Source organism: Clostridium puniceum (genome assembly GCF_002006345.1).
Lineage (GTDB): Bacteria > Bacillota > Clostridia > Clostridiales > Clostridiaceae > Clostridium > Clostridium puniceum.
The window spans coordinates 26110-51310 of record NZ_LZZM01000201.1 but is presented as its reverse complement, the minus strand read 5'-3'; the positions used below and the strand labels follow the sequence as shown (position 1 = coordinate 51310).

The window sequence follows — 25201 nt, the reverse complement described above, 5'->3', positions numbered from 1 at the left end:
AATTTTATGGAGAATTTTTTTGAGTTAATAAGAAGCCGTCAAAGTTGCAGGAAATATTTAGATAAGCCGGTTGAAAAAGAAAAATTAATAAAGTGTATTGAAGCAGCAAGAATAGCACCATCTGCATGTAATAGTCAGCCATGGCATTTTATTGTTGTTAATAATAAAGAATTAGCAGCAAAAGTAGCTATGTATACTCAAGATAAAGTTATGAATAAGTTTGCTAGTGAATGTCAATCATTTATAATTGTTGTTGAAGAAAGTGGAAATCTTACGTCACGTGCAGGTGCTTTAATGAAACAACAGGATTATAGATCAGTTGATCTTGGGATTGCAACAGAACATTTATGCTTAGCTGCAACTCAGCAAGATTTAGGAACATGTATTTTGGGTTGGTTTAAGGAAAAGGAGCTTAAAAACCTTTTAAATATTAGTAAATTAAAAAGAATTAGATTAGTAGTAGCTATAGGATATCCAGAAAATAATGATTTAAGAAAAAAAATAAGAAAGAGTATAGATGAAATTTCAACTTTTATAGAATAGATTATTGTAAATAAAATAACATAGCCAATAAATATATGAGAACTTTGTTTTTTATTTTATTAACATACATAAGTAAAGGACGTGATAGAATGTCAGATATAGGTGCATTTTTTGATTTAGATGGAACTTTATATAGAGAAGGATTGATAACAGAAGTATTTAAAAAAATGGTCAAATATGAAATTATAGGTTCAGAAAGATGGTATAATGATGTAAGGCCATATTTTATGAAATGGGATAAAAGGCAAGGAGATTATGATAATTATCTCTTGAAGATGATTGATATATATATTGAATCTATTAAAGGTTTGAAACGACAGCAAATGGAGTATATAGCTCAAAAAGTTGTAGAACAAAAGGGAGATAGAGTATATACTTTTACAAGGGATAGAATAAAATGGCATCAAGTTAATAATCATAAATTAGTCATAATATCAGGATCACCTTCAGAGCTTGTTAGTGAAATGGCTAAGAAATATGGATTTACAGATTACATAGGCGCAAAATATATTACAGATGATGATGAAGTATATACAGGAAATGTAATTCCAATGTGGGATAGTAAAAGTAAAGCTAAGGCAATAAATGATTTTGTAAATAAATATGATATAGATTTAGATAAAAGTTATGCCTATGGAGACACAGCAGGGGATTATACAATGTTTAAAAATGTAAAACATCCATATTGCATGAATCCAACAAAAGAACTTTTGCAAAAAGTTTTAAAAGATAGAGAATTAATAAAAAAGGTTAATGTTGTAGTTGAAAGAAAGGATGTAATATATAATTTAGATATTGAAGATATACAATTCTTATAGGAAAGAGTGGTACTGTGATTATTCGTGAAAATAAAGTGAAGATAGAAGAATATAGTGATGAATTTATTATGAAGTCTGAAAATAAAGAGTATAATCCAGAAGAAATCATATTTTTTGATCTCGAACATTATGTTTATAAAAAACCAAAGTGTATTGGTGTGTTTGGGGCATGTGAATATGATAAAAAAACAAGAAATATCATAGTTACACAGTATATGATTGAAGATAGAGATGAAGCAACTAATATATTGTATCTTGCAAAAAATTATTTTATGAAAATGAAGAAAAATGGAAAAAAAGTAATAATCACATTTTCAGGTAATAATGATTTTACAGTTATTAATTATCTTTTTAAAGAGAATGGTATAAGTTATAATTTTGATGAAGAGTTTGATTCTATAGATATTCAAAAGGAATATGAAAAAGATAAGAAGGTTTCTATAGGATTAAAAAACTTAGAGAAGATTTTTGATATTATAAGAGAAGGAGAAGTTATTAGTGGGTCTAATTTGGCAAAAACCTTTCATAAAGTTATGAAGGATAAAAGTTATTTTAAGAGAATGCCAGAAGAAAAAATAGAAAAAATCCTTCTTTATAATGAACAGGATGTTATTAATTTATATTATATATATGTAAATTGGAAAAAATATATTTTTGATGAAATTATTGAAGAAATTAATTTCGAAGAAGATGATGAAAGTATACAGAATGATAATAAAGAAAGCATCTCAAAATAAATTTTAATTGTTTTGAGATGCTTTCTTTATATATGAGAAATATTGAAAATATTAAATTTTTGACGCTTAAATTTGTTGAGCCTAATTTACACAAAATATTTATCAAATTCTATTAATATAAATTTGCCGAGTAATTCTGATTAGATATTACTTCTTTGTTATATTAGAACCGTCAGAAGATAATACTATTGTCCCATCTTTATCTGTTCTGTAGATAGTTATCTTATTTTCACTTAAACGCTTAAGTGTATCATTATTTGGGTGATTATAGGTATTATCTTGCCCAACAGAAATTACACTTATTAAGGGGTGGACTTTATTAAGGAAATCCTTTGTAGTAGAAGTCGAGGAACCATGATGACCAACTTTAAGAACATTAGCGCTAATATCTTCATTGGAAGCTAATATTTCTTTTTCAACCTCCTGCTCTGCATCTCCCGTAAATAAAAAAGAAGTTTTCCCATATTCAATCTTTATAACTGGTGAGTAATTATTTAAATCTTCATATGAATCTTTAGTTGGTGAAAAGACTGTAACCTTAGTATTTTCACCTAAGTTAATAGAAGCAGTACCTCTTTTTAGAACATTTATTTTTAAGTTTTTAGATTTTAAGGATTCGATCATTTGCTCAAAGGTCTTTGTTGTTGATTGAACTTTGGGTGCATAAAAATTTAAGATTTTATAATCATCTATTACTTTAGACATATTTCCAATATGGTCTTCGTGTGGATGAGTAGAAATTACATAATCTATTTTCTCTAAGTTTAAATCGGACAAATAATTAAGAAGCTTTTTTTTATCTGACTTAGGACCAGCATCTATTAAAAGATTTTTATTATTTACTTGGATAAGAATAGAGTCACCTTGACCTACATCTATATAATGAACTATCATTTTATCAGCTTCAAGTTGATTATTTTTACTAGAAGTATTTTTTGAGAAATTACAACCTAGTGTTAAAGTTGAAGCTAATATAACAAATAAAATTATAAATAAATATTTTTTTCTAAAATAATTATTATTCATAAAATTAATATTTTCCTCCTAATTTTTCATATTAATTGTAACATTATAAACAGTTTTTTATAAATAAAATATAATACTATGTTTATGAAAATATATGAATATTAGAAGAGGAAAATACGAACAAATACATATTAAAAAAATATAATATTCATATAATTCTTTTTAAATAAATATATTAGTATAATTAGGATTAAAATAGATATGTTTATTTTTACATGGAAATAGAATTGAATTTGTAGTTCATTTTTATCTGTAATTACTTATTAAATATACAGAAAATGCAAAAAACTAAGGTTGAATATTGCAAAAAATATGATATAATTAATTTAATGCGTGGAAATTGAAGAAAAAATGCAATATTAGAACTAATAAAATTTCATGTAGGGGGTCTGAAAATGAAAAAAGAATTTTCCATTAGTAACGACAAAGTAATGATAAATTTTACTGCAAAGTACTGTAATAACTTTGAATCTATATTAGAAAGTGATGGATTTAGACGAATTTTAGAGGTCTATTTGAAAAAAGCCAAAAAGAGAAATTCCATATCATATAGATACTTAAATGAAGCTTTAGGTACAGATAGTTTACTAGATATTAGAAGAAATTTAACTATAGTAATAAAATATTTAACAGTTATGAATGCCCAAGAAGTTATAGAAGTTAGCACAGCTTATTCAAAATTGTTGGAAGATAGAGATAAGTTTATAGCATTTACAGAGGATTTATATTTATTTTGGAGAAGACTTGAAAGATACACTATAGTTCATAGATATAAAGTTCAAGAAGGTCTTGCAGCAGTTAGTTTTACAGAAGCAAATGCTAATTTTTCGACTTTAATTTTAACTTTATATAGAAAAATTGAACAGCATGTAGCAGGATTTAAACCAAAAGTTTATAGGCAAATACCAGCAGGAGGAAATGCTTGCATAATGATTCATGAAATGGAATGGGTAAGACCAAATGGCTATGAAGTATTAGAAGAAGTTCCATTTATAGATCATATTCTTTTAGAAACACCATTTATTACTTATCCAAAGAAAAACACAAGAGATGGAATGTTTACAGAGATAGATTATAACCCATTAAAATATGCTCAAATAAATAAGGAACATTGGTTTTGCTACCCAGCCAAAATAGGTGGATTACTTACATTTATTTATTTTCATCGCGATTTTATGGAGCATGGAATAAGTTTGTGCAACTTATTTGAAATGGCAAGGAGTGAAGAAACAAGAGGGAGAAAGCCAGATATAATTTATGTGTATGGAGTTAAGGATGACGGAGAAAAATTAAAGACTGTGTTTTATGATGATGCTCAAAATGATATAATGCTTGGATATGTGAGTCATTCTGAGAAAATTGATTATTTTGGATATTTAAAGAAGATGACATTAACTCTCTATAATTTGATTATGATTAAAAGAGGTTTCTTACCAATACATGGATCAATGGTAAATATTGTTCTTAAAAGTGGAGATGAAGCCAATGTTGTTATTATGGGAGACAGTGGAGCAGGTAAGTCTGAAAGCTTAGAAGCATTTAGAAGTTTAAGTGAAGATTATATTTCTGATATGACAATCATCTTTGATGATATGGGAACCTTTAAAATAGAAGATGATGTTATTAAAGGTTATGGAACTGAAATTGGTGCATTTGTTAGATTAGATGATCTAGATCAGGGATATGCATTTAAAGAAATGGATAGAAGTATATTTATGAATCCAGATAAAATTAATGCAAGATTAGTTGTACCAGTAGCTTCATATAAAGAAATATCAAAGGGACATCCAATAGATTTCTTCTTTTATGCTAACAATTATGAAGGTGTGGGAGATGGTGGGAAATATTTAAATTATTTTGCGAATTCAAATGAGGCAATCAAAGTATTTAGATCGGGAGCTAGAATGGCAAAAGGAACAACTACTGAAAAAGGGTTAGTAGAATCTTTCTTTGCCAATCCTTTTGGTCCAGCCCAAAAGCAAGATGAAACCAATATTCTTATTGATAAATACTTTAAGGTTATGTTTGAAAAAGGACAAGTTAAAATTGGTCAAATTAGAACTTGTCTAGGAGTAGAGGGACAAGAAAAAGAAGGACCAAGAAATGCAGCAATAGAATTATTTAATGAAATAAAGAAAATGAAATAAAAAGTAAATCAAAAAAGGGATTAAGGTAATTTTATAATTTACCTTAATCCCTTTTTAATTTATCTTTTAAAGATTTAAATATATGATTTAATGGGTTATATGAAAAATTGTATTTTGAATTCTTAAAGTTTAAATTAAATTTGAATTTAAACTTTAAGAATTCAAAAAATTTAATTTTATCAATAGCTTTTTCTCTTGTAGAAGTTAATAAATTACTAGGTTTTTCAAATAAGAAATTAACTGATACAAATTGAAATGAATATGATAGTTTATCATATTCCATTAATGAAATTAAAGTGAAACACAAATCAATAATAAAATAAACAATAATTATAGAAAGTAATATGTCTCCTAAGATTCCAGGGATATTCATAACTAAATTATTAAGAATAGGATGTATTATTCTTATTATAATAACTTCACCAACACCCCACATTAAAGAATATAGTAAACAAACTCTACCATGTATGTTAAATGGATCTTTGGTATAATCCCACCATTTAGTTTTAAAAGTTTTTTCTAATATAAAACCTGTAAAATATTCTAAAATTGAAGTTAATAAAACTGCTAAGAAAAATAATATAAATATATTATTCTTGTAGCTATCCAGAAATACTACAAGAGATACTGCCCCAAAGCCATAGATTGGACAAAATGGACCATACAAAAATCCTCTATTAACAAATCTACGTTCATTTTTAAAATAATATAAAACTTCAATGCACCAACCACAAAAAGAATAAATTGCAAAGAAATATATTAAATTATAATAATTAAAATTTAATATTGTACGCAAATATATACTTCCTCCTCAAATTAACTTATTCATTGTTCACAATTTTTATTATATATCAAAAAAACATGAAATAATATTAATTTAACATTAAAAATTTCTTATTATTTACAAAATAGTTTATAAAGATATATTTCTATCTATAGGTTGGGATAATGAAACAAATGTATCAGTTCGTTGGATTCCATCGATATTATTTATTTTATTAAGTAATACATCTTGTAAATCTAAAATATTAGTACAAACTATTTTAGCGAACATAGAATAGTTACCAGTAGTTAAATGTAATTCTGTAACTTCTTTTATTGTGGACATTTCATCAAATACAGCATTGAAGGAAGAAGTTTTATCAACATATATTCCAACAAAACAGCATACATCATATCCTAATTTAGGAAGATTTAATATTATTCTAGAACCTTTTATTATGCCCATATCTTCCATTTTTTTCATTCTAACATGAATAGTGCCACCACTAACATGACATATTCTTGCTATTTCTAAATAGGGAGTTCTACAATCTTTTATTAATAAATCAAGTATTTGTAAATCTAATTCATCTAAATTATTATTCACGTTTAAATTCATAATATCACCTCGTATTATTCATATAATATACTTTTTTTATTTTATCAAATATATAGGTAAAATTAAAGAGAAAACTATAAGATTGGGAAAATAAATTTTAGAATATTGATATTTTGATAATATTATAACTTTACAATGTTAAGGGCAAACTACAAAAATATTAAATAAAGTTAGAGGAATGCTTGATAATAATTTATATATAAATTATTATTAAATGTATAGACTTTTTGTAGGAGGGTATATGACCAATGAGTAGCTTTTTTATGACAATTCTTTCATTTATAGCAATGTTTGTTGTTATAATGGGAGCCTATGTATTATGTAAAAAGTATGTATTTAGTAAAGTACGTATAAATAAGTGGATACCGTTATCAATAGCAGTAGTATTATTTGCAGTCCAAATATTTTTAGGGGCTATAAATCAGTACCTTACAATTGGAATATCAATATTTGCCGTAATATTCTTTTTATGGTTTATGGATATTATACAAACAGGTGGTCCTAAAAAGAAGGAAAAGCAAATAGTAATTAAGCCAAAGGCTAAGCCGAACAGAGTAAAGAAAGATTAAGGATTAAATAGAATGTATAATTTATATGACTAGAAAGTTGTGTAATTATACATTCTATTTGTTTATATGTTTAAACTTCTGAAGATAGGAGAGCTTATGGCAATTCTACTATTATCCAAAGTAACTTTTATTATATACCAAAGTTCATTTTCAAGTGGTTCATGATTATATAAATATTTTATTTTATGCAAATTTAAATCAGATATTTTTTTTATTACTGTTCCCCCATTAGAAATAACATCAATTTCTAATATTTTATTGACTGGATCATGAGCAAAAATTGAAAATTGTAATTCATTATTATCTAAGAAAATTATATCACCCATAAAATTATCGTTTACTGTAAAGTACATAATTAAAGATCTAGACTCTGTTGAATAGGTATGCCTATTTCTAAATGCATTAACTAAAGAACTTGTTGTAAGTTCAGTGGCAATTATACATGTTAAATTTTCCGTATCACCGAAATTCAATTTATGATTGTCCTGACTATTTATAGCACCTAGCTTCCAGCCTATATCTAATAAGTAGTAATAATATTTTTCATATCTTACGTAATTATTAGGAAAGCATCCATTACCAACTTCGATAGAAGTTATTACTTTATTTAATATAGAATTATATTCTAACTGTTTTATTATTTTGTGAGGATGATTAATTGAAATGAATGCATTTGGATTATTAAGCATCCAAATAACTAACAATTGAAAATTATTTACAGTACCAGTGAAAAATCTATTAGAATTTATTATATTAATATCTCCAAATGGGTTAGTCTTACTTTCAAAACCTATTACAGCTAAAAAGTTTTCATGTTTTTTATTATAGCGTGCAGCTAAATATTGAGCTGTGTTCCATCTACTCAATTCAGAGTTTTTAAATTGTATATTTTTAGTTAGATAATTATTATGGTCTGTTAAAATTAGAAAATCAAGACCAGCATGTCTTGCATAATCAAAAGCTTCAACAGGAGTTCCACATCCAGTAGAAAAACTGCAATGAGAGTGAGGAATGCCATAATAAAATTTTAAATTATCTATATTTAAGTTAGAATTATCTGACTTTTTTCTACCCAAAGTTATACCTCTAAAAATTACTTATAATATATATTATTATAAAGATGGGTAAAATAATGACAATAACTCAATGTAATGTTAAAATAACTTTAGTATTGGATGAGGTGATAAATTATGATAATAAATTTTATGGATAAAAAACCTACGGTGCAAGAAGATGTCTATATTTCAGGTACGTCAGTAATTATCGGAGATGTCACATTAAAAAGAAATACTAATGTATGGTTTGGTGCTGTTCTTAGAGGTGATGTAGCTAGCATAATTATAGGTGAAAATACAAATGTTCAAGAAAATGCTATAATACATGTAGATGAAAATGAACACGTTGAAGTTGGAGAAGGATGCACGATTGGACATGGAGCTATAATTCATGGTTGTAAAATTGGAAATAATACTTTAATTGGAATGGGCGCTATAATATTAAATGGAGCCCAAATAGGTAATAATACTATTGTAGGTGCAGGGAGTTTAGTAACTCAGAATAAGAAATTTGAAGATGGAGTTTTAATCCTTGGAAATCCAGCAAAGGTAGTGAGAAATTTAACAGAAGAAGAAATTAAGAATAACAAAAAATCTTGTTTAGGGTATATAGAACTGAGCAAAAAAATTAAAGAATAAAGAAATACTTAAGATATAAAATTAAGTAGTTAATGGAGGAAAAAATAGTATGATATTAATTGGAGAATATAATGAATTAAAAGTAAGTAAAAAGGTGGATTTTGGATATTATCTTGAAGATAATTTTGGAGATGAAGTTTTACTTCCTAATAGTGCAGCAAAGGGTAATGAAATAAAAGAAGGAGATAAATTAGAAGTATTTATTTATAGAGATTCTAAGGATAGGTTGATTTCAACTTTAAAGAAACCACTGATAACAGTAGGTCAAATTGCTTATTTAGAAGTTATAAGCCAAAATAATATTGGAGCTTTTGTAAATATAGGACTTGAAAGAGATTTATTTGTTCCATTAAGAGAACAAAGCTTTAAACTTAAAGAAGGTAAGAAATACTTATTTTATATGTATGTAGATAAAACAGATAGATTAGCAGGTACAGCAAGAATAGATTCATATTTACATATGTCAGAAGAAGGTATGTACAAAACATCAGATGAAGTTAGTGCAATAGTTTATGATACATGTGAAAATGGTACTTTAAATGTAATGATTGATGGTAAATATAGAGGATTAATATTGGCAAATGAACATTTTGATTATATATATCCAGGTCAAGAAATACAAGCTAGAGTCAAGAGAATTTATGAAGATGGTACTCTTGGAGTAACAACAAGGAAAAAAAGATTAGATGAAAGAGAAGTACTAACAGAAAAAATACTTAAGTATTTAAAAGAAAATGGAGGATTTATGCCATTTAATGATAAATCTTCATCAGAGGACATAAAGAAAGAATTTAACACAAGTAAGAATTACTTTAAAATGACTCTTGGTGGATTAATGAAGCAAAAGTTAATAACACAAGATAAAGAAGGAACTAGGCTTTTATAAATAAATAAATAAATAAATAAATAAATAAATAAATAAACAATCTACAATTGAGCTCTTTTATTGTACACTTTAAGCAATGAATGAAGAAATCTCTTTAAGGAGATTTATATGAAATACATTTTCACATCAAAATGCGATTTGAGTCTCAATTGTTAATTGTTTATTTTTAATTGTAAATTATTTAGAGTATTATTGAACATCCTTTGATATTCTTGTTCTAAATAGCAAGTTTTTAAGGCTCTTCCAATTAAATGGTATTAGTGGGTAAAAGTATTTGTCTCCTGCTATTGTCTTGGTAGTTCCCATAACTATAAGCATAATTATAATACCGCCGACAAATCCCCAAAAACCACAAAAACCACAAAGTACTAATAAAATCATTCTCACGAATTTCAAAGCAAAATTCATTTCTATACTAGGTTGAGTAAAGTCTCCAATTGTTACTATAGCCATATATAATATAGCTTGAGGAGTAAACCAGCCTGTTTTTATTGCATACTCACCAAGTATTAAACCTCCAATTAAAGACATTGCACTTCCAAGTGGACTTGGAGTATTTAATCCAGCTAATTTCAATACATCTACAGCAAATTCTAATAGTATGAATTGATATAACATAGGAATAGCAAATTGTTCTTGTGGTTTCAAAAAATCAAAAAAAGGGGGAAGAAATATATTACCGTTTACCAAAAGTAAATAAAGTGGAGTTAACATAACAGTTGAGAACATTATTAAATTTCTAACAATTCTTAGATAATTTCCTGTAAATAGTGGGAAATAATAATCATTTACATCTTGTAAAAAATCAAAGATTCCGGTTGGAAGGATCATAATGTTAGGCGAATTATCCACAATAACAATTATTTTTCCTTCAACTATATGTGCGGCAGCTACATCAGGTCTTTCAGTATATCTTACCTTTGGAAATGGATTAAGCCAATTTTTTTTGCACATAACATCGACTAAACTTTGATCACAAAGAGTTAAAGCTTTTATATCTACCTTCGATAAGCTATCAACTATTAAATCATGTATTTTTTTATCTGCAACTCCATCTATATATGCAAGACATACATCTGACTTTGAAACATCACCAATTTGATGTATTTCGAAAACTAATCTAGGATCTCTAATCCTTCTCCTAATAAAAGCAGAATTAAATACTAATTTTTCAATAAATCCATCTCTTCCACCTCTTAAAGTTTTTTCTTTTTCAGGTTTTGATGAATCTGCTCCAGGATAGGTACGTAAATCAAGTATTATAAATGAAGGGTACCCCTCAATAAACATTATTGTTTGACCAGTTAATAAGGCTAATATAATTTTGTCCAAATCAGTTTCACCTTTAACAGATACATGGTGAACTTCATTCTTTATAAAATCATCTATTGTTTTATATAAGTTCATAGTTTCAGGAGAAATTTTGAAAAAAGACTTTAATATATCTTCCATAATGTTATCTTTAATAAATCCATTTAAAAAATATAAAACAGAATTTCGTCCACCTACTATAAAGGGTCTTTCAACAATATCAAAAGTTTTATCAATGGCTAAATTGGAATGAATTAAATTAAGGTTTTCTTGGTAATTGGATGTAACATTCAAATTATCTTACCTTCTCTCTTTACAAAATATTATATAAGTAGTATGTGATATATACATAATTGTATTCATAATTTATTTTTTTGGAATATACTCAATTGTATGAAAATTAATCAAGAGTTTTGCACTTTTTTTAGAAGTGAAAAAGATCTTAGTTATGCTGTCGCACTTTTTTTATAGGTGCATATTTTAATAGTGTAATTACTATTAGAAGGTGAAATGAATGTGCGGTATTACTGGATTAGTGAATTTTAAAGATAATATAGTACAAGATAAAAACATTTTAGAAAGAATGGTAAAAACATTGGAGAAGAGAGGTCCAGATGCAAAGGGCTACTATATTTCTTCAAATGTTTTGCTCGGACATAGAAGGTTAATTGTAGTGGATCCTAAAGGTGGAATACAACCAATGACTAAAATATTTGAGGGAAAGAAATACACATTAGTCTATAATGGTGAATTATACAATACTGAAGATTTAAGAAAAGAACTAATACAAGAAGGATTTACTTTTGATTCTTACTCTGATACTGAGGTATTACTTACATCTTATATTTGTTTTGGTAAAGAATGCATTAATAAGTTAATTGGTATTTTTGCTTTTGGTATTTTTGATGAGGATAAAAAGGAAGTTTTTTTAGCTAGAGATCAAATGGGTGTTAAACCATTATTTTATACTATGAAAGATAATACTCTTGTATTTGGTTCCGAAATAAAAACTATATTAGCAAATCCTAAAATTAAAAGAGAAATTAATAGAGATGGATTAACAGAACTTTTGGGGCTTGGACCAGCTATAACCCCTGGTAGTGCTATATTTAAGAATATAAAAGAAATTGCTCCTGCAAATTGCCTTTTAATTTCAAGTGATAACACTATTAAAACTTGGGAGTATTGGAGTTTAGAGGCCAAAGAATTCAAAGAAACAGAAGATGAAGCAATAGTCCATACTAAGGAGCTGCTAATAGACGCTATAAACAGACAATTAGTAGGAGATGTACCAGTATGTACATTTTTATCTGGAGGTTTAGATTCATCAGCCATTTCAGCTATAGCAGCTAAATCATTTAAAGATAAGGGGAAAAAGCTTACAACCTATTCTATAGAATATGAAGATAATGATAAATATTTTAAATCATCTTTGTTTCAACCTACCTCTGATGAATATTTTGCTGATGTAATGGCTAAATTTATTGACAGCAATCATAGAAAAGTTGTTTTGAACCATTCAAACCTAGCATTAGCTTTAAATGATGCAGTAATTGCCAGAGACTTACCAGGAATGGCAGATATTGATTCATCATTACTTTTATTTTGCAAGGAAATTAGAAAAGATTTCGTAGTAGGATTGTCAGGCGAATGTGCAGATGAGATTTTTGGAGGATATCCTTGGTTTACTAGAGATGAAATGTTTTATTTAGATACCTTTCCTTGGGCAAGATTTGTTAATAACAGAAAAGTTATAGTTAATGATAATTTAAAGAATATGAAAATAGAAGAACTAGTTAGATTTCAATATGAAAAATCATTAAGCAAGGTTCCACATCTTGATAATGAAACTAAACGAGATTATAGAATGAAAGAAATATCTTATTTAAACCTAAAATGGTTTATGGTAAATCTTCTTAACAGAAAAGATAGAGCTAGTATGTATAATAGCTTAGAAGTAAGAGTACCATTTGCAGATATTAGACTGGTGGAATATGCTTTTAATCTTCCAGCAGAGATAAAATTATATAAAGGAAGGGAAAAGGGATTGCTTCGAGCAGCTCTTGAAGGAATACTTCCTAAAGAGATTATATATAGAAAAAAGAGCCCATATCCAAAGACTCATAACCCTGTATATACAGACATAGTATGTAATATGATGACAAAAATATTAAATGATAAATCATCACCAATTCATGAGATTATTGATGATAATGCAATTCGAGAAATTATAGAGACTAAGGGTGAATCGTATAAAACACCATGGTATGGGCAATTGATGACAGGTCCACAATTAATTGCTTATTTAATTCAAATAAATATATGGCTAAAACAATATAATATTAATATATTATTTTAAAGTTATGAATGATAGAATTGTTGCAAAATTAGATTTATAAGTTTAATCAATGTAAAGCATAAATGTAATCTCATTAATGAGGTTAAGACGATTTTGTTTTATAAAACCTTTATTCATTTTGTAGCAGTTAACTTGGATTTCTAAAAATGCAAATGAAAAAGTTCTGCAATTAAGCAGAACTTTTTTTAATTATATTTGAATTTTACAGATATTTCTTTGATTTCACCTTTAGAATTTTTTCTAATTGAAAAGTGTTTAATGTCTTTAAAGTTATTTTCTAATTGATAAGTTAATTCTGTAATAGTAGCTTTGGTTTTTTTAGTTAAACCACCGTCTTCAACAATTTCAAATCTTGTTTTTCTGCAAGTTGTTTCTTCATTCTTATCATCAAGAATTACATAATATTCAGCAGCTTCTTCTATAACTATATATTCCTTACTTAAAGTTAATGTTGAACAAAGGTTATTATCTACGCATCTTATTATCATATTTGTTACCTCCTAAATCCCTTTTATAAGATAAATTTTATTATAGATATTTCTTTGTTTCAACTATGATTTAACAATAAAAAAAACTTTGTCAATATTCATAAAAAACTAGAATTAAAATAGTAAAATGTCATAACAAGGGAATGAAAAGGTTTTATTTGTGGAATTTTATTAGCTTAAACAATTCATTAATTATAAAAGGTACTAACGATATACAAAGAACTATAATCCAATCTCTAAGGTTTAACATAAATAAATTAAATACTTGTGAGAAGAAAGGTATTATAATAATTAAAATCTGAATTATTATGCCAAGCAGAATTGAACTCATCAAGTATTTGTTTGTAAATAAGCCAAGCTTAAAAATTGATTTTTCCCTACTTCTCATAGAAAGTGAGAAAAATAATTGAGAAAAGCTTAAAACAACAAAGGCTAAAGTTTGTGCGTGAACTAAGGAATTCATGTATAAGCTTTCGCCAATTTTAAATGCAGTTAAAGTTGCAGCACCAATTAATGTTCCATTTAAAGCTAAAAACATTCCCATATTACCTGAAAAGAGAGATTCTTTTGGATCTCTTGGCAGATGCGTCATAACTTCTGAATCTTTTGGGTCTACGCCAAGGGAAAGTGCCGGAAAGCTATCAGTTATTAAATTTACCCATAAAATATGAATTGGTAATAATGGAGGATTGAAGTTAAATAAAATTGCAATAAATAGTGCAACTATTTCGCCTAAGTTACAAGATAAAAGAAACATTATAGACTTTCTTATATTATTATAAATATTTCTACCTTCTTCAACTGCATTTACTATTGTAGTGAAGTTATCATCAGTTAAGATCATATCAGCAGCACCTTTAGCCACGTCAGTACCAGTGATACCCATGGCAACACCTATGTCAGCAGCTTTTAAGGAAGGGGCATCATTAACACCATCACCAGTCATAGAGACAATATTTCCATGAGATTTAAAAGCTTTTACAATTTTAACTTTATTTTCAGGGGAAACTCTAGCAAAGACTTTATAATCATTAACCACTTTATTAAAAGCTTCATTATCATAATCATCAATTTCACTTCCAATAATACATTGGTTTAAATTTTCTACTATACCAAGTTCCTTAGCAATTGCAAAAGCGGTATTTTTATGATCTCCAGTTATCATAATAGGAGTTATACCGGCTTGTTTGCATAAAGCAATGGAAGGTTTTACTTCTTGCCTAGGTGGATCTATCATTCCCATTAATCCAACAAATATTAAATCTTTTTCTAATGAATTTAAGGTAATATTTTCATTAGGTATATTTTTGTAACTTAAACCAAGAACTCTTAAAGCTTCATCAGACATTAAATTAGAAAACTTCACTATTTCATCTTTTTTATCTTGGGTGAAATTAATAATTTCTCCATTTACCAATATTTTATTTGAAAGCTTAAGTAAATTATCAATAGCACCTTTAGTAAAGATCTTATACTCAGATTCATATTTATTTACTGTAGTCATTAATTTCCTATCAGAATCGAAGGGGACTTCATCAATTCTTCCATGAAGAAAATTTAACTCTTCTTTATATAGATTGTATTTAACACCAGCATCTAAAAGAGCTATTTCTGTTGGATCACCTGTTTTAGAACCATTTTTTGAAGTAGCATCATTACATAAAATCATACCTTCAAATAGTAATTTAGTTTCATTATTGTTTAAATCACAATCATCTATGGAAATAATTTTATTATTTATAAAACATTTCTTTATAGTCATTACATTTAAGGTTAAGGTTCCTGTTTTATCAGAACATATTATATTTACAGATCCCAGAGTTTCTACAGCTGGAAGTTTCTTTATTATTGAATTTTGTTTAATCATCCTTTGAACACCCATAGCTAATACTATGGCAACTATAGCAGGAAGTCCTTCAGGGATAGCAGCAACAGCTAAGCTTATAGCTGTTAAGAGCATTTCAAGCCAATCTCTTCCTTGAAACATAGAGATGATAAATATTAATATACAAATTCCAACAGCTCCAAAACCTAATGTTTTTCCAAGAGAAGCTAATCGTCTTTGGAGAGGAGTAGTATTATCTTCTTCTTTATTTAACAAATCTGCTATTTTACCAATTTCAGTATTCATTCCAGTGTTTACAACTACACCAGTTCCACGTCCATAAGTGACTAAAGTAGACATGAAAGCCATGTTGACTTGATCGCCTAAGGGAACTTTTTCAGCTGAAGTCATAACGTTACTATTTTTTTCTGATGGAACTGATTCACCAGTAAAAGCTGATTCATCAATCTTTAAATTGGCACTTTCAACTAATCTTAAATCAGCAGGAAGATATCTTCCTGCATCTAAAACAATTATATCACCTATAACAACTTCCTCAGACGGAATTTCTTTTATATTTCCATCTCTCTTGACTATTGCTTTGGGTGTAGATAACTTTTTCAAGGCTTCAAGTGATTTTTCAGCCTTTGATTCTTGAATAACCCCTATTAGTGCATTTATGAAAATTACAATTAATATAATAACAGCGTCACTATATTCCTCCATAAAGGCAGAAATAGCAGCTGCACCTAAAAGTATATAAATCATAACATCATTTATTTGAGATAAGAAAAGCTGCCATATGCTTTTTTTGTTTTGGGAATTAAGTTTGTTTTCACCATGTTCTAGAAGTCTTTTCTTCGCTTCTAATTCAGAAAGACCTGTATTTAAATTAACATTTAATTTTTCTAAAACATTTTGTGAAGTTATATCATACCACATAGATAAAATCACTCCATTCAAAAAATAATATATACATATATATATTAGAAAAATTCGAAAAATATATACGTGTATATATTAGAAAATTTTCAAAATTATATATGTGGGAAAAATGAAATATAGATTTTATCTATGTTAAAAATATGAGTAGAGAAGAGTGCAGAACTTTGATATAATTAATTAAGGATTATCGTATGTTTTCGAATATGATATTTAAGGGGTATTAGTGTTTTTAATCTTAATAGTTAACTGTTAAAATAGATGCCTTGAGGTAAGAAAGGATTGAGTATATATGGAAATAGGAAGAGTGAGGAGAGGAACAGTAACAGCTGAAAGAAAAGTAGTTTCTGAAAAAAAAGACTTTTCTCAAAGTTTTAGTCAAGAAAGACATAAAAAATCAGAAGAACAGCTTAATAAAATGATAGAGGATATAAAAAAAAGAGGAACCAAGCTTATAACAACTAAAACTTATGTTGATGTAATTATGTATAAGAAGATGATAAAAGAGTACTTGGAGTCAATATTAAAATTTATGTATGAAACAAAAAAAGATATAAGTTTTTGGCAGACTCAATATTTCATAACCGTTGATACTGTTGATCTTAAGCTTGAAGAATTAACGCAAGCATTATTATCAGATGAAAAAGGTAATATAAATATTGCTGCAACAATAGATGAAATACAAGGAATGATTGTTGATATATATAGGTAACTACGAAATGAAAAAATAACTATAAGATATGTTTTAAAATTATTATAAAACATATCCAATATACATTAAGATTAAATTTATAAAAAGCTGAGGTTATTGCCTTGGCTTTTTATAAACAATGAAGTGATTTTTATACATACTTATTTTTTGATTATATATGCTGCAAAAAGTAATTGTAATTAAAGTTAATTATTATGGCTTAATTTAGGTTGAACAATAAAAACTGCAATATACATATAAAAGTATTAAGTTTAAAATTCTATGATGAAGAGGTTAAAAATAAGATGTTTTTTATAGGAATATTTGGTATTGAAAATAAAGATAAAGAAATAAAAATTTTAAATAATTTAACTTGTAAGAAATGCGAAAATAAAGTTACAGGAATATTAATTAAAAACTTTGATTTTTTTCATTTCTTTTTCATTCCACTTTTTAAATGGAATGAAAAATATTATGTCTTGTGTGATAAATGTAAATGCTTATATAGTGTTCCAAAAGATAAAGGTAAAGCTATTGAACTAGGAGAAGATGTACAAATTACTTACTGGGATTTGCAAGAAATATATGGGGATTATTATATTAATATATATAATAATAACTATAGTCTAAAGATATGTGCAACTTGTGGCAGGAAAGTAAATTCAGATTTTAAATATTGTCCACATTGCGGCAAGGAAATTTAAATAAGAGCATAATTAATCTAATATCCTTTAGTAATTCCAAGAATTGAAAGATTATAAGCTTTGTGTAAATATAAGTGTTTGCTGACGTTTACTTTATCAAATAGATTAAAGCTAAATTTGGTATTTTTATGTTATTATGATATTATAATTAAGAGTAAATATTAATTAATAGTACTATAATGGTAAATTAATTTGTTATTTTTTACTTGATATCTAGCTACTGTAAAACTCTCATTTCTTTAAATGGGGAATAACAGTGACACAACCCTAGATAAGTTCAACTAAGATTCAGATGGGTATTAACCCCAACCTAAATCTTAGTTGAACTCGATAGCACTTGAAATTCTTGAAAGGGGAATAAAAAAATGAAAAAGAAATTATCATTATTTTTTGTTATGATATTATCAATGTTAACATTGATAGGATGTGGAAATAATAATGTAGCTCAAAATGAAATCAAAAAACAGGCTGCAGAAATTAAATTTGTAGCACCAGATGGACTCCCAGCCATAGCTGTGGCAAAGCTTATAAAGGAAAAACCTGAAGTTAAAGCAGGTTATAATATTAATTATACAGTTGAAAAAAATTCTGAAAGTTTAAGCACAAGTGTTATGAAAGGTGAGCCAGATATAGCAATAGTACCTTCAAATCTAGCAGCAATTGCATTTAATAAGAATAAAGAATATAAGATAGCAGGGACTGTTGGCTTTGGATCTTTTTACATAGGTTCAACTAATGAAAAACAAACTATTGATGATTTAAAAGGGAAAGAAGTTTATAACATAGGTAAGGGATTAACTCCGGATATAATTGCAAGGACAGTACTTAAAGATAAAGGTGTTGATGTAGACAAAGATATTAATTTTAGTTATGTTGATGGAGTAAATGAACTTGCACCAATAATATTATCGGGAAAGACACAATACGCGGTAATACCAGAACCTGCATTATCTACAGTTCAAAGTAAAAATGAAAAGTTTAAGGTAATACTAGATTTAAATGAAGAGTGGAAAAAGATAAATAATTCAGAATATGGATATCCACAAGCAACAATTATAGTAAAAAAGGAACTATATGAAAATAATAAAGAATTTGTAAAAGAATTTTTATCAAAGGTTAAGGGAGGAACTAAATGGGCATATAGTGATAGGGAAACTTTAGGAACTTATTGCGAAGAAATAGGTATTTCAGCGAAGAAACCAATAATAATGAAATCTATGGATAAGTCAAATATAAAGTATGTAGACATTAAGGATTCTTATAAGGAATATAAAACTTATTTCGAAAAATTAAACCAATTTGATCCCAAAACAATAGGAGGAACCATACCAAATGATGAAATATTCATGGAAAAGTAAATTATATACTTTAATATCATGTTTATTTTTCATAGGACTATGGCAGGCAATTGCAATAATAACAAATAACGATATATATATTCCAAAGATACAACAGGTAACTGAAGCTATTAAGCTTATATTTTTGGAACAAAGTTTTTGGAAGGTTATTTTTAGTAGTTTTTATAGAACTATACTCAGCTATGTAGTAGCTTTAATTTTTTCTATGATTTTAGGGGTACTCGGAGCTGTGTATCCCTTTTTCCAATATTTAATGCAGCCTGTAAATTCTTTTGCAAAGACAATTCCAACTATGGTTCTTGTTGTTCTTTTACTAGTATGGTTTGATAAGGATATAACTCCGTTTGCAATTGGATTTGCTATAATATTTCCAGTGCTTTATGAAGGTGTAAAAAATAGTCTCATGCAAATAGATAAAAAGATAATTGATATGACAAAGATATATGAAGTTAGTTTAAAAGATAAGATAAAAAAGATTTATGTTCCAGTTATGAAGTTTTATTTTATGAGCATTTTTGTATCAACTTTTTCACTTACTTTTAAAGTTGTAATTACAGGTGAAGTATATGGGCAGCCTAAATTTGGAATAGGGTCTCAGATACAATTAGAAAAAGTGAATTTTAACGTATCTGGAATTTTTGCATGGATTGTGATTATTGTTTTTATATCAATATTTTTAGAGATAGTAAATTGTGCATTGAAGAAAAAAATATATAGGTGGAATAGATGAAGATAAGTATTAGAAATTTAAATAAATCTTATGGAAATGAAGAAATATTTAAGAATTTTAATCTAGATTTGTATGATGATAAGGTAAATTGTATAATAGGAAAATCAGGCTGTGGAAAAAGTACACTTTTAAATATTATAGCCGGGCTTATAGAAGTACAAAGTGGAGAAATTCAAGGAATTTCATTAAAGGATATAAGTTACATATTTCAAGAAGATAGATTAATAGAATGGCTTACAGTCAAAGAAAATTTAGGTCTTGTATTAAAGAAATATTATCATAGTTCTATTATAGATGAAAAAATAGATGAACTATTAGAATTAGTTGGAATTTCTGATATAAAAAATAAATATCCCAGTTCTTTAAGTGGAGGAATGAAACAAAGGGTAAACATTGCAAGAGCTTTTGGTAAACCATCAAAAGTTATCTTAATGGATGAGCCTTTTAAATCTTTAGATTACAAATTAAAATATACTATAATAGATGAATTTAAGAATTTATTAAATAAAGAAAAAAGAATGGTTATTTTGGTTACTCATGACTTAGAGGAATCAATATATTTCCAAGGAAATATATTAGTATTTAGTAATAAACCAGTTGAAGTAAAAGGAATATTTAATAAAGATTTAGAAAAATGTAAAAATGAAATTTTAAATGAAATATAATTAAGTTTTAATTTTTAGTTATATATAAAAATTTTACTTCCAACTAAAATAAATAGAAAAATTGCAAGTATGAAGCTGGATATACTTAAGATTTTTTTATTAGCATTTAGTAAATTAATTCCAAGTAAAGTATCACAAAAGCCTAAACAAACAAAAATTAATGGGAAAAAGATGTTAGGATCCGATTTATTTATTATTATATTTAAAGAAAATAGAGGTAAAAGGATTCCTAAGCTAAAATTAATCATAACAAAAGTTTTTTTTAACAAATTTATTCACCACCAAACAATTGTAAAATTATGTATCTTAATTTAATTATATACAAGCTATATAATTTTTATTCCATAATCAAATGAAAATATCATTTTTAAATATAAAAAAAAGAAAGAGAGGCGATATTTGAATGATAAAGAAATTCATTTCGTTTTATAAGCCGTACAAATTATTATTTACCTTAGATTTAGTAGTAGCATTTATAGCATCTTTATGTGATTTAGTATATCCAATGATGACAAGACAACTTGTTAATGATTCAATTCCTAATAGAGATTTAAGATTAATTATTATATTTGCAATAATATTATTTATAATTTTTATAATTAAAGCTGCTTGTGGTTATTTTATGCAGTATTGGGGACATGTTGTAGGGGTAAGAATGCAGGGTGATATGCGAAGACATATATTCAGGCATCTGCAAAAATTACCGAATAGCTTCTTTGATAACAATAAGACAGGGGATATAATGTCTAGGATAATTAATGATTTAATGGATATTTCTGAACTTGCTCATCATGGGCCAGAAGATTTATTTATATCAATTGTTATGCTGATAGGTTCATTTATATTATTATGTACAATTAATGTGCCTCTTACTATATTAATATTTGCATTTATACCATTTATAGTGTGGTTTACTTTGCATCAAAGGAAGAAGATGAATAAAGCATTTCTTGAAACTAAAGTAGAAACAGGTGCAGTTAATGCAAGCCTTGAAAATAGTATTTCAGGAATAAAAATATCAAAGGCTTTTGTAAGTCATAAATCTGAAGAAGAAAAATTTGAAAAAGGTAATAAGAAATTTATTAAGGCGAGAGAAAAAGCTTATAAGGTAATGGCGGAATATTCTTCAGGTTCTAGTTTCGGAATAGACCTATTAAATTACGTAGGATTAATAGGTGGAGGAATATTTACACTAGTTGGATTTATAACTGTAGGGGATTTTATGGCATATATGTTATTTATAAAGTTATTTACAGAACCAATAAAAAAGCTTATTAATTTTATGGAACAATTTCAAAATGGAATTACAGGTTTTCAAAGATATATGGAAATCATGGATGAAGATAGAGAAAAGGATAAGAAAGATGCAATTGAACTTGAAAATGTAGAAGGTGAAATTCAATTTAACAATATTGATTTTAGTTATGAAGGTAAAAAAGTTTTAAAGAATGTTTCAGTGAAAATTAATAAGGGTAAAATGTTAGCTTTAGTTGGAGCCTCGGGTGGTGGGAAAACTACTTTTTGTAACCTTATTCCGAGATTTTATGAACCAGAAAGTGGGGATATTTTAATTGATAATAAAAGTATTTATAATGTTAAATTAGATTCACTTAGAGAAAATATTGGAATAGTACAGCAAGAGGTATTTTTATTTACAGGAACCATAAGAGATAATATATTGTATGGAAAAGTAGATGCAACTGAAGAAGAGTTATTAAGAGCGGCTAAAATGGCTAATATTCATGAATTCATAAACACGTTACCAGAAGGTTATGATACTTATATTGGTGAAAGAGGAGTAAAATTGTCAGGTGGACAAAAGCAGCGTATTTCTATTGCAAGAGTTTTTATTAAAAACCCACCAATATTAATATTAGATGAGGCAACTTCTGCTTTAGATAATGCAACGGAACGTATAATTCAAGAGTCTTTAGAAAAACTATGTGCAGGAAGGACAACAATAGTAGTAGCTCATAGGTTATCTACAATTAAAAATGCAGATGAAATTATAGTTTTGGGAAATACAGGAATAATAGAACAGGGAACACATGACGAATTAATGAGAAAACAAGGCGAATACAGCAGACTACATAAATTAGCAGCAGTATAAAAATATTATAAAATTAAAAGGAAACCTATAAGATTGAAATTGGGAGAGTCTATCTTATAGGTTCCCTTGTTATTTAAATTTAACTTCTGAAAAACTTTATGTTAATTATTTAGATTCATTTCTTAAAGCATTAAGTAGTTCAATTTTTTTTGTTAAAGTAGCTGTATCTATTTTACCTTCTCCCATAGCTTGACCTAGCTTATTGTGTAATTCTGTTTCTATAGGATTATTAATAGGCTTAGGTTCAATTAAAATGTTGTGATTAAATCTTGCTTGGACTAATCTAGAATTTTCTTCACTTTTTAATCTTAACATATTGTCTAATTCATTTGAAAAACTGAGAGAATTATCATTATCATCTTTCTTTTTAGCTTTTGAATGTAAATTGTCATTAAAGGAATTAGAATTATTATGCCTTTTATCAGAAGAAACATCCGTTTTGGCATAAGGTCTTTTAGTTATACTATTTTCAACAGTAATACGAGTTACTCCATTTACAACATATTTACTTCTAGAGATTATTCTATTATCAGACATACATACTCCTCCTTTATTATAAAAGCAACTGCTTATGATTTATTGTATTTAATATGTTATTTATATATTCGTATAATTATTATAAAAATTCATAAAATATAATGTTAATTTTCCATAAATTACTTTTATTCATATCTAAGCAATTCAATCGGATCAATCTCTGCTGCTTTTTGGTAGGTAATATCCCAAAAAACACCAATAAACATTGAAAATAAGAAAATCACTATAATTACCAGTGTGCTGTTTGATTTTTAAATAGTATTTATTTATCAATTCTCTTAATAAATAGAAAATTTTAAATAAACCTGTGTTTACAAATCAATGACTTATGCAGTCTATATTTATCTCTTAAAATAAAAACAAGTTAAGATAATTAGAACACGCAAAACATAGCGGTGCAGAATTTGAAGCAAAAGAAAATTTAGATAAGGTATTTTGATTTTTATACAGTGTTTAAAATAATACCATTAATAAAACAAATGGAATTTTGCAGGTAATATAAAGGGGGATAAACAATTAAAGGCAGTAAATAAATTTACTGCCTTTAATTATTTATTATTATTCTATTTCATATATCCAGCCTTCAGGAGCTTCAACATCACCAAGTTGAATTCCTAAAAGTAAATCATATAATCTTTGAGTTATAGGACCTACTTCAGTTTCACTATGGAACACATGTAATTTATCTTTGTATTGAATTCCTCCAATAGGAGTAATTACTGCAGCTGTGCCACAAGCACCAGCTTCCTTAAATTGATCCATTTCATCAATAGGTACTTCTCTTTCATAAACAGGCATTTTTAAATAATGTTCTGCGATATAAAGAAGAGAACGCTTAGTTATACTTGGTAAAATAGATGGAGATGCAGGTGTAATAAACTCATCATTCTTAGTTATTCCAAAGAAGTTTGCAGCGCCTATTTCTTCAATTTTGGTATGAGTTGCTGGATCTAAGTAGATACAATCAGCAAATCCTTTTTTGACAGCTACAGCATGGGCTTCAAGAGAAGCTGCATAATTTCCACCAACTTTGTTACCACCAGTACCATGAGGAGCTGCTCTATCATATTCATCTAAAACTATGTAATTACAAGGAGATACTCCATCCTTGAAATAAGGACCAACTGGTATACAGAATACACCAAAAATATATTCTGGAGCTGGTTTAACACCAATATTGTGTCCAACACCCATTAAATATGGTCTAATATATAAAGTTGCACCACTTCCATATGGTGGAACATACTTTTCATTTGCTTTTACAACTTGTTTAACTGCATCAATAAATTTTTCTACAGGAACATGTGGCATAAGAAGTTTGTCACAACTTTCATTCATACGTATAGCATTTAAATCAGGTCTAAATAATTGAATTTTACCTTCTTTTGTTGTATATGCTTTTAGCCCTTCAAAACAACTTTGACCATAATGAATAACAGTAGAAGCTTCACTTATAGAAATCATATTATCTTTAGTAAGCTTTCCTTCATCCCATTTTCCATCTTTCCAAACTGAAATATAACGAAGATCCGTTTTTATATAATCAAATCCTAATTTACTCCAGTCGATATCAGCTTTTTTCCCCATTTTCTATTCCTCCATATCTATATAGGCTTTGGCTTGTTTATTATGCCTATTGCCATTGTTTATTTAATAACACTTATTGTAGCACTACTTGAA

Annotated in this window: 23 protein-coding genes; 14 read left to right on the top strand and 9 right to left on the bottom strand. The window is 27.2% G+C overall.

The window, feature by feature from the left end:
- Nucleotides 1-6 precede the first annotated feature (6 nt).
- From CLPUN_RS19875 to CLPUN_RS19865, 3 genes are all read left to right on the top strand, one after another.
- Nucleotides 7-543: a nitroreductase family protein gene (locus tag CLPUN_RS19875; RefSeq protein ID WP_077848977.1), complete on the top strand. Its 537-nt coding sequence runs from the start codon at nucleotides 7-9 to the stop codon at nucleotides 541-543.
- 89 nt (nucleotides 544-632) lie between these two features.
- A complete protein-coding gene (locus tag CLPUN_RS19870; protein ID WP_077848976.1) occupies nucleotides 633-1361 on the top strand; it encodes an HAD-IB family hydrolase in 729 nt (242 codons plus the stop codon).
- 14 nt (nucleotides 1362-1375) lie between these two features.
- Complete coding sequence (locus CLPUN_RS19865) at nucleotides 1376-2098, top strand: ribonuclease H-like domain-containing protein (RefSeq protein ID WP_077848975.1); 723 nt, start codon at nucleotides 1376-1378, stop codon at nucleotides 2096-2098.
- Nucleotides 2099-2245: 147 nt separating this feature from the next.
- Here the strand turns inward: CLPUN_RS19865 and CLPUN_RS19860 are convergent, their stop codons facing one another.
- Nucleotides 2246-3124 (bottom strand): ComEC/Rec2 family competence protein, encoded by an 879-nt coding sequence (locus CLPUN_RS19860; protein WP_077848974.1) that lies wholly within the window; start codon nucleotides 3122-3124, stop codon nucleotides 2246-2248.
- A 395-nt stretch (nucleotides 3125-3519) separates the two neighbouring features.
- On the opposite strand from CLPUN_RS19860, the gene CLPUN_RS19855 reads away from it, so the two are divergent.
- On the top strand, nucleotides 3520-5271 hold the full coding sequence (locus tag CLPUN_RS19855; RefSeq protein ID WP_077848973.1) for a phosphoenolpyruvate carboxykinase: 1752 nt from the start codon (nucleotides 3520-3522) through the stop codon (nucleotides 5269-5271).
- Nucleotides 5272-5314: 43 nt separating this feature from the next.
- On the opposite strand, the gene CLPUN_RS19850 is transcribed toward CLPUN_RS19855, so the two are convergent.
- Both CLPUN_RS19850 and CLPUN_RS19845 read right to left on the bottom strand, forming a co-directional pair.
- Nucleotides 5315-6067: a putative ABC transporter permease gene (locus CLPUN_RS19850; protein WP_077848972.1), complete on the bottom strand. Its 753-nt coding sequence runs from the start codon at nucleotides 6065-6067 to the stop codon at nucleotides 5315-5317.
- A gap of 117 nt (nucleotides 6068-6184) precedes the next feature.
- Nucleotides 6185-6652: an Lrp/AsnC ligand binding domain-containing protein gene (locus tag CLPUN_RS19845; protein WP_077848971.1), complete on the bottom strand. Its 468-nt coding sequence runs from the start codon at nucleotides 6650-6652 to the stop codon at nucleotides 6185-6187.
- A gap of 248 nt (nucleotides 6653-6900) precedes the next feature.
- On the opposite strand from CLPUN_RS19845, the gene CLPUN_RS19840 reads away from it, so the two are divergent.
- Nucleotides 6901-7221, top strand: a complete 321-nt coding sequence (locus CLPUN_RS19840; protein ID WP_077848970.1) for a hypothetical protein — start codon at nucleotides 6901-6903, stop codon at nucleotides 7219-7221.
- Between the two features lie 62 nt (nucleotides 7222-7283).
- Here the strand turns inward: CLPUN_RS19840 and CLPUN_RS19835 are convergent, their stop codons facing one another.
- Nucleotides 7284-8297 (bottom strand): CehA/McbA family metallohydrolase, encoded by a 1014-nt coding sequence (locus tag CLPUN_RS19835; protein WP_077848969.1) that lies wholly within the window; start codon nucleotides 8295-8297, stop codon nucleotides 7284-7286.
- Nucleotides 8298-8411: 114 nt separating this feature from the next.
- Here CLPUN_RS19835 and CLPUN_RS19830 point away from each other — a divergent pair, with 114 nt between their 5' ends.
- A complete protein-coding gene (locus CLPUN_RS19830; RefSeq protein WP_077848968.1) occupies nucleotides 8412-8915 on the top strand; it encodes a gamma carbonic anhydrase family protein in 504 nt (167 codons plus the stop codon).
- A 49-nt stretch (nucleotides 8916-8964) separates the two neighbouring features.
- Nucleotides 8965-9801, top strand: a complete 837-nt coding sequence (locus tag CLPUN_RS19825) for a CvfB family protein (protein ID WP_077848967.1) — start codon at nucleotides 8965-8967, stop codon at nucleotides 9799-9801.
- Between the two features lie 189 nt (nucleotides 9802-9990).
- Here CLPUN_RS19825 and CLPUN_RS19820 read toward each other — a convergent pair whose 3' ends face one another.
- On the bottom strand, nucleotides 9991-11406 hold the full coding sequence (locus CLPUN_RS19820) for a spore germination protein (RefSeq protein ID WP_077848966.1): 1416 nt from the start codon (nucleotides 11404-11406) through the stop codon (nucleotides 9991-9993).
- Between the two features lie 220 nt (nucleotides 11407-11626).
- Here CLPUN_RS19820 and asnB point away from each other — a divergent pair, with 220 nt between their 5' ends.
- Complete coding sequence (gene asnB / locus CLPUN_RS19815; protein ID WP_077848965.1) at nucleotides 11627-13471, top strand: asparagine synthase (glutamine-hydrolyzing); 1845 nt, start codon at nucleotides 11627-11629, stop codon at nucleotides 13469-13471.
- A 185-nt stretch (nucleotides 13472-13656) separates the two neighbouring features.
- Here the strand turns inward: asnB and CLPUN_RS19810 are convergent, their stop codons facing one another.
- Nucleotides 13657-13959 (bottom strand): hypothetical protein, encoded by a 303-nt coding sequence (locus CLPUN_RS19810; RefSeq protein WP_077848964.1) that lies wholly within the window; start codon nucleotides 13957-13959, stop codon nucleotides 13657-13659.
- Between the two features lie 154 nt (nucleotides 13960-14113).
- Complete coding sequence (locus tag CLPUN_RS19805) at nucleotides 14114-16726, bottom strand: calcium-translocating P-type ATPase, PMCA-type (protein WP_077848963.1); 2613 nt, start codon at nucleotides 16724-16726, stop codon at nucleotides 14114-14116.
- Nucleotides 16727-17018: 292 nt separating this feature from the next.
- Here CLPUN_RS19805 and CLPUN_RS19800 point away from each other — a divergent pair, with 292 nt between their 5' ends.
- From CLPUN_RS19800 to CLPUN_RS19770, 6 genes are all read left to right on the top strand, one after another.
- Nucleotides 17019-17438 carry a YaaR family protein gene (locus CLPUN_RS19800; protein WP_077848962.1) on the top strand — a complete coding sequence of 140 codons (420 nt, stop codon included), beginning with the start codon at nucleotides 17019-17021 and terminating at the stop codon, nucleotides 17436-17438.
- Between the two features lie 284 nt (nucleotides 17439-17722).
- Nucleotides 17723-18121, top strand: a complete 399-nt coding sequence (locus CLPUN_RS19795) for a zinc-ribbon domain-containing protein (RefSeq protein ID WP_077848961.1) — start codon at nucleotides 17723-17725, stop codon at nucleotides 18119-18121.
- Nucleotides 18122-18486: 365 nt separating this feature from the next.
- Nucleotides 18487-19479 (top strand): ABC transporter substrate-binding protein, encoded by a 993-nt coding sequence (locus tag CLPUN_RS19790; protein WP_077848960.1) that lies wholly within the window; start codon nucleotides 18487-18489, stop codon nucleotides 19477-19479.
- Nucleotides 19454-20209: an ABC transporter permease gene (locus CLPUN_RS19785; RefSeq protein ID WP_077848959.1), complete on the top strand. Its 756-nt coding sequence runs from the start codon at nucleotides 19454-19456 to the stop codon at nucleotides 20207-20209. The genes CLPUN_RS19790 and CLPUN_RS19785 overlap by 26 nt, the downstream gene beginning before the upstream one ends.
- A complete protein-coding gene (locus CLPUN_RS19780) occupies nucleotides 20206-20874 on the top strand; it encodes an ABC transporter ATP-binding protein (RefSeq protein ID WP_077848958.1) in 669 nt (222 codons plus the stop codon). Before CLPUN_RS19785 ends, CLPUN_RS19780 begins: the two co-directional genes overlap by 4 nt.
- A gap of 403 nt (nucleotides 20875-21277) precedes the next feature.
- A complete protein-coding gene (locus CLPUN_RS19770) occupies nucleotides 21278-22984 on the top strand; it encodes an ABC transporter ATP-binding protein (protein WP_077848956.1) in 1707 nt (568 codons plus the stop codon).
- Between the two features lie 105 nt (nucleotides 22985-23089).
- Here CLPUN_RS19770 and CLPUN_RS19765 read toward each other — a convergent pair whose 3' ends face one another.
- Nucleotides 23090-23521 (bottom strand): hypothetical protein, encoded by a 432-nt coding sequence (locus CLPUN_RS19765; RefSeq protein WP_077848955.1) that lies wholly within the window; start codon nucleotides 23519-23521, stop codon nucleotides 23090-23092.
- A gap of 558 nt (nucleotides 23522-24079) precedes the next feature.
- Entirely contained in the window at nucleotides 24080-25108 is a 1029-nt protein-coding gene (locus CLPUN_RS19760) for a branched-chain amino acid aminotransferase (protein ID WP_077848954.1), read from the bottom strand.
- Between the last annotated feature and the right edge of the window lie 93 nt (nucleotides 25109-25201).